The sequence below is a fragment of the Rhodoferax sp. UBA5149 genome (genome assembly GCF_002413825.1).
GTDB lineage: Bacteria > Pseudomonadota > Gammaproteobacteria > Burkholderiales > Burkholderiaceae_C > Rhodoferax.
In genome coordinates this window covers 1-10,078 of record NZ_DHXT01000182.1, presented here as the reverse complement: position 1 = coordinate 10,078, position 10,078 = coordinate 1, and the positions used below count along the sequence as shown (strand labels likewise).

Below are 10,078 nucleotides of genomic sequence, written 5' to 3'. Positions count from 1 at the left end.
TCGCCCAGACCGCTTTCGGCGTTGAGGTGCCCGCGCGGGCCGGCGTCGATAAAGTCAGCGCCCCACGCGTCGGCAAAGCGGCGCGCCCGCGCCTGACTGCAAAAAGGGTCGTCGCTGCTGGCGAACAGCACGGTCTTGAAGGGCAGTTTGTGCCAAGGCATCGGCGCCCAGCTCGGCAGCATCTGGCGCAGATCGTCGCGTTCGACATCGGGCGGCGCCACCAGCAATGCGCCCTTCACGCGGTGCGTGTTGCGGGAGTGCGCGGCCCAAGCCGCTAGGTGCAGGCAACCCAGGCTGTGCGCCACCAGCACGGCGGGACCGGTGCGCTCGAAGTCGATCGACAGCAGCACGTCTTCCAGCCGGGCAATCCAGTCGCCACGCAGCGGGCGCAGCCAGTCGTGCTGCTCGACCCGCTGGTAGCCGTGCTGGGCCTGCCACAGGCTTTGCCAGTGGTCGGGACCGGAGTTTTGCCAGCCCGGCAGGATGAGGACCTTGGTGGAATTCATTTGCTATTATTTTGGTAGCGGGTTGCGCTTGTACGACGAGGGCTACAAGCCAATTTCTCTACATCTTTTCGATGCGCTCCACCATCTCCTGGGCAAAGGCCACATAGGCCTGTGCGCCTTTGCTTGAGGGATCAAACACCACCCCCGGCACCCCATAGCTGGGGGCCTCGGCCAGACGTACGTTGCGCGGAATCACGGTGTTGAAGACCTTGCTGCCGTAATAGGTCTTGAGCTGCTCGCTGACCTGCTGCTGCAAGGTGATGCGCGGGTCAAACATGACGCGCAGCAAACCGATGATGGCAAGATCCTTGTTCAGGTTGGCATGCACCTGCTTGATGGTGTTGACCAGGTCGGTGAGACCCTCCAAAGCGAAGTACTCGCACTGCATGGGCACGATCACGCCGTGCGCGCTGCACAGGCCATTGAGCGTCAACATCGACAAGCTGGGCGGGCAATCGATCAGGATGAAGTCATAGTCCGGACCCACCTCGGCCAGTGCCTGTTTCAGGCGTTTTTCGCGTCGCTCCACATCCACCAGCTCGACCTCGGCCCCGGCCAGCTCCCGGTTGGCGCCCAAAATGTCGTAGCCACAGCCGCCTTCGACCAGCTTGTCGCTTTTGACGCGGGCTTCGGCGACCGAGGCCGATTCGAGCAGCACGTCATAGATTGTCAGTTCGAGCTTGCGCTTGTCCACGCCCGATCCCATGGTGGCATTGCCTTGTGGATCGAGGTCCACCATCAGCACGCGTTGACCGACCTTGGCCAGACCGGCCGCCAGATTGACCGTGGTGGTGGTCTTGCCGACACCGCCTTTTTGGTTGGCGACACAGAATATTTTGACCATGGAATGCTTGCCTGAAACGAGGATGAAGACAGAATGAGAGGTCAGTGTTTCACGTGAAACCTATTGGCTGGACCGGTTCTCAGCGGGACACGGCCAGCTTGATGCCAAAACCAATCAAGAACAAGCCCGCCAGCTTTTCCAGCGATCGCGAAATGAGCGGGTTGGCGCGTAGGCGCTCGGCCAGGAAGTGGGTCAGCAACACCACCGTCAAGCCGTAGGCGAAGGTCAGCGCCGCGATGGTCAGTGCCATAGAGGCAAAGGTCGTCAGCCCCTGGTGGCGGGCCGGGTCTACAAACAAGGGAAAAAAGGCCATGTAGAACACAATTGCCTTGGGATTGAGCAGCGTGATCGCGAGCGCCTGACGCAGGTAGTGATGCGGCTTGATGTGCAGGATAGGCGCCGCGCCCGCTTTGGCCAACAGCATCTTGCCGCCCAGCCAGACCAGGTAGGCGGCACCCAACCACTGCACGGCATGAAAAGCGGTCGGGTAGGCACTCAGCAATGCCGCCACACCGGCGACGGCCAGCCACAGCAGAACCTGATCGCCCAGGATCACGCCCAAAGTCGCCGCCAAGCCGCCCGCGACGCCCCCTTTGCCAGTGGAGGTGATCAAGGCCAGATTTCCGGGTCCGGGAATCAGCAGAAAAACGATGATTGCGACGACAAAAGCGCCGTAGTCGACTATGCCAAACATGGGGATTTCTTTCTGGGGTGGTGAGTGAGTTTACGTTACGTTTTCCATCCCTCACTTGCGCGGTTCCTTGAGTAATTTTCCCCACGCATTTTTTCTCCTTCTGTGGGTTTCCCCACTCACTCCCCCAACCCCTCTCTCGCCCCGCCGGGCGAAAGAGGGGAGCCTCATTTGGTTTTTGGTCGCCGGCAACGGAATTATTGGGGACGGTTACGACTGTGGTTTGAGCGGCAAGAATTCAGGGCGCGAGTTCCGAGCGCCGGGGCGATTGGTGGATCGGCTGCATATCGTGTGGGCTAATTGAGTTGCGACGAGGACTGGCAGTACAGCGCCAAGCCTGTCATCGCGGCCTCAAATCAGACTTGAGCTGCAAAGCCGAAATCTATGGCCGCCGCAGCAGGTCCGGCATGGTGAGCACTGAGGTTTCTGCAGCTCGGCTCGACCCATCCCGTCTCCGGCGCTCGGAACTCGCACCCTGAATTCTTGCCGCACCCTACACAGTCGCGACCTCTCCCAGTAATTCCGTTGCCGGCGCGGGTGGTCAAATGAGGCACCCCTCTTTCGCCCGGCGGGGCGAGAGAGGGGCCGGGGGAGTGAGTGGGGGAAAACACACCCCGCCGGAAGCAATCCCCTCAAGCAGCAGATTTGCGCATCCACACGATGCAACGCTCGGCATCCACCCCCGGAACAACCAGTTGTTCCACGTGAAACACTTCCACCCCAGCGGCCAAAACGGCAATTTCATCGGCCGGATGCTTGCCCTTCATGGCCAGCCAGACGCCCTGCTCTGCCAGCGCCGCCGCCGACCATGTTGTGAAGTCAACCAACGAGGCGAACGCGCGCGCGCTGATGACGTTGTATTTTTCCGTCAGACTCTCTACCCGCGCGTGCAGTCCGCGCAGCTTGGGCAGCTTCAAAGTAGCCGCCACCTGACGGATGAAAGCCGCCTTCTTGGCCACCGTGTCCACACAGTCCACCGCCACGTCCGGGCAGCAAATCGCGATGACAATCCCGGGCAAGCCCGCGCCGGAACCCACATCCAGCAAGCGCATGGCGGGGGCTGGCGCATGCGCGACCTTGTCACCCGGCGCCGCCAAGGGGAAGCCAAGGCGGGCCAGCTGCGTGCGCAGTGGCGCAATCACCGCCAGACTGTCCAGCAGATGGTGCGTCAGCATCTCGGCAGGATCTCGGACCGCCGTCAGGTTATAGACCTTGGTCCACTTCTGGATCAACTCAAGGTAGTCCAACAGATGGGCAATCTGGCCATCGTCCAGCGCCAGCGCCAAGTCGGCCAACCCCTGGCGCAACTCTTTTTCCAGGGCCCGCATCAGGCCGTCACCTTGTCGATACCGTCCGACTCGGGGGCCGCCTTGCCTGCCATGGCGAAACCCTTGAAGTGGTTCTTTTTCAGATGAACCAGCAACAGGGAAATGGCGGCCGGCGTGATTCCCGACATGCGAGAGGCCTGCCCTAGGGTTTCCGGCCTGTGCTGGGTCAATTTTTGCCGGGCCTCGATGCTCAAGGCCGTCACCTGCGTATAGTCCAGCTCCGCCGGTAATTTGAGGTTTTCATAGTACGCCGCTCGGTTGATCTCATCTTTTTGTCGATCGATGTAGCCCGCGTATTTCGCCGATATCTCCACCTGCTCAATCACCACCGCCGTCAAGATCACATCCAGCGTCAGCGCGCCGTCTACCGCTAAAGCCCCCAGTCCCAGTTCCGGGTTAGCGTATTTACCCTCACTCAAGGACATCAGCCCGGCATAGCTCACATCCGGACGGCGCAACAAATCCGCCAGACTGTATTCATGCTCAATCGCCTTGCCCAAAACCCGCTCGGACTCGGCTGCCGCCAGATTCTTGGGGCTGACCCAGATCGAACGCAGGCGTTCTGTTTCACGTGAAACAGCATCGCGCTTGCGGCTGAACACAGCCCAGCGCGCGTCGTCCACCAGTCCCAGTTGGCGACCGATTTCCGTCAATCGCAGGTCGGCGTTGTCTTCGCGCAGCTGCAGCCGGAATTCGGCCCGGCTGGTGAACATGCGGTAGGGCTCCGTGACACCCTTGGTAATCAGGTCATCCACCAGCACGCCCAGGTAGGCTTCGTCGCGGCCCGGCACCCAAATGTCTTGCTGCCAGGCCGTTTTGGCGCCCGCCTGCAGCGCGGCGTTGATACCGGCAAACAGTCCTTGCGCGGCGGCCTCTTCGTAGCCGGTCGTGCCATTGATCTGCCCGGCAAAGAACAGGCCGCCGATGGCCTTGGTCTCGAAACTGCTCTTGAGCTGCTGCGGGTCGAAGTAGTCGTACTCAATGGCGTAGCCGGGGCGCAGGATGTGGGCATTCTCCAGCCCCGCCATCGAGCGCACCAGCGCGTACTGAATATCAAAGGGCAAACTGGTGGAGATGCCGTTCGGGTAGTACTCGTTCGTCGTCAGGCCTTCGGGCTCCAGAAAAATCTGGTGGCTGTCCTTGTCGGCAAAACGGTTGATCTTGTCTTCCACGCTGGGGCAATAGCGCGGGCCGACGCCCTCGATCTTGCCGGTGAACATGGGGCTGCGCGCAAAGCCGCTGCGAATGATGTCGTGGGTACGTTCGTTGGTATGCGTGATCCAGCACGACATTTGTTGTGGGTGTTGTTCCACCCGGCCCATGAAGCTGAACACCGGCGTGACCGGGCTCATGCCGCCCGGCATGCCGTCGCCGGGCTGCTCCACGCACTTGCTGAAATCAATCGAGCGGCCATCCAGGCGCGGCGGTGTGCCGGTTTTCAGGCGGCCCTGCGGCAACTTCAATTCCTTGAGTCGGGCGCTCAAGGAAACCGCTGGCGGATCGCCGGCCCGGCCGGCGGCGTAGTTGTTCAGGCCGACGTGGATCTTGCCGTCCAGAAAAGTGCCGGCCGTCAGCACCACGGTCTTGGAGCGGAACTTGATACCGACCTGCGTGACGGCGCCAACCACGCGCTCCCCTTCCACCATCAGGTCGTCCACCGCCTGCTGGAACAGCCACAGATTGGGCTGGTTCTCCAGCCGGCGCCGAATCGCCGCCTTGTACAGCACCCGATCCGCCTGGGCGCGGGTGGCGCGCACGGCCGGCCCCTTGCTGGAGTTGAGGATACGAAACTGGATACCGCCTTCATCGGTGGCCGCCGCCATGGCGCCGCCCATGGCATCCACCTCTTTCACCAGATGGCCCTTGCCGATGCCGCCGATGGACGGGTTGCAGCTCATCTGCCCCAGCGTCTCAATGTTGTGGCTGAGCAGCAAGGTCTTGCAGCCCATGCGGGCCGCCGCCAACGCCGCCTCGGTTCCGGCATGGCCGCCGCCAACAACGATGACGTCGAAATTCTGTGGGTAAAGCATGACCGTGATTTTAATGGCCCGACAGCTGGCGCCGAGGTCATGCGACTCAAGCCACTGCGGTTCGAGCACCCGGCTTTTTTATTAAAACACCCCTAAGCCCCGTCAGATATACATGATAAGCTATATTATTAATAGCAAACTCAGGCAACCTTTTGGCCTGCTTCTGCCATCAGCCGACCCCGCCCCTGGCCTCCAGCGCAGCTTGCGACAGGATGTCAATGCGGCCGTAGCCCGGCGCTATCACGCCGTCGCGCGCCAGCGTCTTCAACTCTTTGGACAAGGTCTGCCGGGTCACGCCCAGCATCATCGCCAACGCCTCCTGCGACACCGGCACCACCGATCGCGAATCACGCGCCCGGGTGGCATCCCCGCGTGCCAGTGCCAGCAACCGGCGCGCCACGCGGGCGCTGATGGAGCGCAACATCGCATCCTCCACCAGGCTGTACAGCAGGCGCACCCGGCCTGACAGCAAGACGCTCATCGCACGGGCAAACGTGTGGCTGCGCATCAGCCCCTCAAAAGCAAACCGCCCCACCACCAGCACCTCGCCCGGCTCCAGCGCCGTCACATCGTGCGGACGCGGCAGCCCGTCGAACAGGGAGATCTCACCAAACCAGTTGCCGGCCTCCAGCACCGCCAGAATGCCCTCTTTGCCGTCCTCGCGCAGGGTCGACACCTTGAAGGAGCCGCTCACGACGCCAAAAAACCCGCTGGACGCATCCCCCTGCCGGTACAGCATTTCACCCGCGCGCACCTGCAGGCGCTCACCGGCGACCAGCAGCGCCTCCCGATTGGGCTTGGGCAAACTGCCGAACCAGGGGTTGGCCAACATGGCGGGGGGGATATCGAGTTTGGAAGGCACGAATCATTTCCTCACAGTGATTACCCTTAATTGTCAATTTTTTGACAGTTGATCGTCAAGACCGGGAATACCCTTCGTCCTTTGACCTTTCAACCGGGTGCTGGACACCCTTTTTTGGAGCCCTTGATGAATGCACGCGCCAACTTCACCCGCATGACGGACAGCACACCACAGGACTGGAAACTCATTGGCGTCGAATTCATGCAATTCGGCAAGGGCCTGCCGGATCGCGTGTTGGCCCATTTGAAGCTGCTGGACGGCGACTACGGTGGCTTCCCGATTGACCGCTACCAGCACAGCCTGCAAACCGCCACCCGCGCCCTGCGCGACGGCCGCGACGAGGAATACGTGGTCTGTGCGCTGTTGCACGACATCGGCGACACCCTGGGCTCGTTCAACCACCCGGATATTGCCGCCGCCATTCTCAAGCCCTTTGTCAGCGAGGCCAACCTGTGGATGATCCAGAACCACGGCATCTTCCAGGGCTACAACTTCTTTCACCACGTCGGCATGGACCGCGACATGCGCGACATGTTCAAAGGCCACGAACACTACGCGCGCACCGAAGAGTTCATTGCGCTGTATGACAGCCCGGCCTTCGACCCTCAGGGCGAGACCCTGCCGATCAGCGAATTCGAGCCCATGGTGCGTCGCCTGATGGCGCAACCGCGCAACTCCATTTACAAAGCCGCCTTGAAGGCACCGGTGGCGACCGCGACGGCCTGACGCAGCCCCCACCGACGCCTGCACCCCTTCCCCGCCATTCCATTTCCAGATTCACACCAAGGAGCCCCCATGCACATCCCATCCCTCAAAGAAGTTGTCAGCGCCGAAGAATGGCAGCTGCGTTGCGACCTGGCCGCCTGCTACCGTCTGATAGCGGCTTACGGCTGGAGCGACCTGGTGTTCACCCACGTGTCGGCCCGCATTCCGGGCCCCGAACACCATTTTCTGATCAACCCCTATGGGATGATGTTTGACGAAATCACGGCGTCGAGCCTGGTCAAGATTGACCAGGACTGCAACAAGCTCAGCGACTCGTCCTATCCAGTCAACCCGGCTGGCTTCACCATCCACAGCTGCATCCACCAGGGGCGCGAAGACGCCGGCTGCGTGCTGCACACCCACACCCGCGCCGGGGTGGCGGTCAGCGCGCAGAAATGCGGCGTGCTGGCCATCAGCCAGCAATCCACCTTTGTGCTGGGCTCGCTGGCCTACCACGACTACGAAGGCGTTGCGCTGCGCGACGACGAAAAACCACGCCTGCAGGCCGACCTCGGCAAAGCCAATTATTTGATGCTGCGCAACCACGGCCTGCTGACCGTCGGCAAGACCATCCCCGACGCCTTCCTCGCGATGTACACGTTTGAGAACACCTGTCGCATCCAGATCGACGCCCAAGCCGGTGGCGAGCTGACCTTTGTCAACCCGCAAATCGTGGCCGGCATCGCCAGCGTCATGAAAGTCGCCACCGCTGGCATGGGCGCCGCACTGGCCTGGCCCGCGCTGTTGCGCAAGCTCGACCGCATGGACCCCAGCTACAGATCATGAACGTCACGCCCCTGCACAGCGCCACCTCGGTCAACCCGGCCAACCCGGTCAACCCGGTGCGCGACGAGCTGGAGGCCACGCTCAAGCTGCAGCGTGCCGCCTACTTTGCCCACCCGGTCCCCAGCCTGGCCGAACGCAAAGCCGACCTGCTCAAGTTGCAGGCCTTCATCCGGGACCACCGCGAAGCCCTGGTGCAGGCGGTGAATGCCGACTACGGCAACCGCTCGCGCCACGAAACCTTGTTCACTGAAATCTTCACCGTGATCGACGGCGTCGACCACGTCCTCAAGCACCTCAAGAAATGGATGAAGCCACAGCGCCGCGGTGTCGATCTGCGCAACTTTTTCGGCGCCAGCAACCGCGTCATCCCCCAGCCGCTGGGCGTGGTGGGGGCCATCGTGCCCTGGAACTTCCCGATCAACCTGAGCTTCACGGGCCTGATCTACACGTTTGCCGCAGGCAACCGCGCGATGGTCAAAATGTCAGAGAACTCGCGCCATCTGGCGCAGTTCCTGATCGAAAAAATACCGGCCTATTTCCCCCGGGACAAGCTCGCCTTCTTCGATGAAACCGGTGGCGTCGGCATCGAGTTTTCCCAGCTGAAGTTCGATCACCTGCTGTTCACCGGCTCCGGCCAGACCGGGCGCGCCGTGATGGCCGCCGCCGCGCAGAACCTGTGTCCGGTGACGCTCGAGATGGGCGGCAAATCCCCGGCCATCATCTGCGCCGACTACCCGCTGCGCAAGGCGGCCGAGCGACTGCTGTTTGTCAAACTGCTCAATGCCGGGCAAATTTGCACCACGGTCGACCACGTCTATCTACCCAAAGGCAAGAGCGCCGAATTTGTGGCGGCAGCCAAGCAGATTGTGTCCACGCGTTACCCACGGTTGGAGTCCACTGACTTCACGTCCATCATCGACGAGCGCGCTTTCAACCGGCTCACTCATGCGCTAGAGGACGCCGAAGCCGGTGGCGCCACGCTGGTGCAGCTGATTCCCGGCAAAAAATGGGACGCTGCAAGCCGAAAAATCGCACCCCACATCGTCCTCAATGCGCCCGCTGGCAGCGTGCTGTTGAAACGGGAAATTTTCGGCCCGATTCTGCCGGTGATTGAATACAACTCGCTGGAAGAGCCGATTCAGGCCATTAACAACGGCCCGCGCCCGCTCGCACTCTACCCCTTCAGCAACGACAAGCCGACCCTCCAGATGCTGCTGGACCGTGTCATGTCGGGTGGCGTCAGCGTCAACGACGGTCTGTTCCACGTCGGCCAGCATGACCTGCCCTTTGGCGGCGTCGGCGAGAGCGGCATGGGCCACTACCACGGCTACGAGGGCTTCGTGACCTTCTCCAAAATGCGCCCGGTGTTCTATCAGGCGTCGTTCAGCGCGGTCAAATTCCTGTGGCCACCGTACGGCAAATTTGCCACCAAATACCTGAACTTCCTCACCAAGTGACCGGCGTCAGGCGGCGGCCGCCTGACCCGACCCTGTTCCAACCCTGCTTGCTCTTGTTTTAATAGCTGCATAGGCAATAAAGACGGGGGCTACTTGCCAAAAAACTTCTTCAAACCGGCGCCCACCTGGTCGCCAAGGGAGACACCGGCTCCGGTGCCCACGCCGGGCATCAAGACCGTGCCAATGGCCGCGCCGATCAGCGCGCCGCGCGTCACGGTCACCTCGGGCGCCTCCAGCGTTCCACCCACCACCAAAGGCACGCCCACGGCCGTCCCCAGGGCCGACGCCGCCAGGTCCACGCGGACCCGTCCGCTCAAGGCGTGGCTGGCGGCCACGGCCACATTCCCGCTGGCGCTCAACACCCCGGAACTCGCCACCAGATTGCTGAACTGAAGCGCGCGGCCGTGAGAGTGCAGCTGCCCGGCCAGCGTGTCCAGGTGCGTCTCGCCACCCCGGCTCAGGCCCACGGTCTTGACCGCCTGCGCCAGATCAATGCCATGCAACACGGCATGTTGCACGGTGAATTTGCTCTGCGTCTGCAACCCATCCGCCAAGGCGCCCAGGCTGGCACTGTGCGCCGAGAACGAGGTGTCTGCCTCCAGGCGTCCGCTCAGTACCGGTCGCGCTGTGCCGCTCAACGCGGCCACCTCCACCGCCCGGGTTTGCAGCTGCCCCTTGAGAGAAAACTCAGCACCCGCCTGCGCCGCGGGCTGCAGCGTCGCCGTACCCTTCACGCTGCCGCCGCCCAACTCCATGGCCAGCGTCCAGTCATGGCCTTGGCGCTGCAGCCGTGCCTTCGCGCCCTGCAA

At 62.2% G+C, this 10,078-nt stretch carries 9 protein-coding genes and 1 pseudogene; 3 read left to right on the top strand and 7 right to left on the bottom strand.

The window, feature by feature from the left end; all coding sequences use genetic code 11:
- The 6 genes from B3V69_RS16490 to B3V69_RS16465 all read right to left on the bottom strand — a co-directional run.
- Positions 1 to 506 (bottom strand): RBBP9/YdeN family alpha/beta hydrolase (locus B3V69_RS16490; protein ID WP_296448095.1); only part of this gene is annotated, 506 nt, incomplete at its 3' end.
- A gap of 58 nt (positions 507 to 564) precedes the next feature.
- Positions 565 to 1,350 carry a ParA family protein gene (locus B3V69_RS16485; protein ID WP_296448094.1) on the bottom strand — a complete coding sequence of 262 codons (786 nt, stop codon included), beginning with the start codon at positions 1,348 to 1,350 and terminating at the stop codon, positions 565 to 567.
- 79 nt (positions 1,351 to 1,429) lie between these two features.
- On the bottom strand, positions 1,430 to 2,044 hold the full coding sequence (locus B3V69_RS16480) for a LysE family transporter (protein WP_296448093.1): 615 nt from the start codon (positions 2,042 to 2,044) through the stop codon (positions 1,430 to 1,432).
- Positions 2,045 to 2,673: 629 nt separating this feature from the next.
- Complete coding sequence (gene rsmG / locus B3V69_RS16475) at positions 2,674 to 3,369, bottom strand: 16S rRNA (guanine(527)-N(7))-methyltransferase RsmG (RefSeq protein WP_296448092.1); 696 nt, start codon at positions 3,367 to 3,369, stop codon at positions 2,674 to 2,676.
- Positions 3,369 to 5,399 carry a tRNA uridine-5-carboxymethylaminomethyl(34) synthesis enzyme MnmG gene (mnmG, locus tag B3V69_RS16470; protein ID WP_296448091.1) on the bottom strand — a complete coding sequence of 677 codons (2,031 nt, stop codon included), beginning with the start codon at positions 5,397 to 5,399 and terminating at the stop codon, positions 3,369 to 3,371. The genes rsmG and mnmG overlap by 1 nt, the downstream gene beginning before the upstream one ends.
- Positions 5,400 to 5,568: 169 nt before the next feature.
- Positions 5,569 to 6,261, bottom strand: coding sequence for a Crp/Fnr family transcriptional regulator (locus tag B3V69_RS16465; protein WP_414707561.1), 693 nt, complete (start codon positions 6,259 to 6,261; stop codon positions 5,569 to 5,571).
- A 126-nt stretch (positions 6,262 to 6,387) separates the two neighbouring features.
- Here B3V69_RS16465 and B3V69_RS16460 point away from each other — a divergent pair, with 126 nt between their 5' ends.
- The 3 genes from B3V69_RS16460 to B3V69_RS16450 all read left to right on the top strand — a co-directional run bounded on the left by B3V69_RS16460 (position 6,388) and on the right by B3V69_RS16450 (position 9,269).
- Entirely contained in the window at positions 6,388 to 6,987 is a 600-nt protein-coding gene (locus B3V69_RS16460; protein ID WP_296448090.1) for an HD domain-containing protein, read from the top strand.
- 69 nt (positions 6,988 to 7,056) lie between these two features.
- Positions 7,057 to 7,812: a class II aldolase/adducin family protein gene (locus B3V69_RS16455; protein WP_296448089.1), complete on the top strand. Its 756-nt coding sequence runs from the start codon at positions 7,057 to 7,059 to the stop codon at positions 7,810 to 7,812.
- The gene (locus B3V69_RS16450; protein WP_296448088.1) at positions 7,809 to 9,269 is read left to right on the top strand and encodes a coniferyl aldehyde dehydrogenase; all 1,461 of its coding nucleotides are present in this window, start codon (positions 7,809 to 7,811) and stop codon (positions 9,267 to 9,269) included. The genes B3V69_RS16455 and B3V69_RS16450 overlap by 4 nt, the downstream gene beginning before the upstream one ends.
- 89 nt (positions 9,270 to 9,358) lie before the next feature.
- On the opposite strand, the pseudogene B3V69_RS16445 reads toward B3V69_RS16450, so the two are convergent.
- Positions 9,359 to 10,078 (bottom strand): annotated as a pseudogene (locus tag B3V69_RS16445) (AsmA-like C-terminal region-containing protein); the annotation flags it as partial.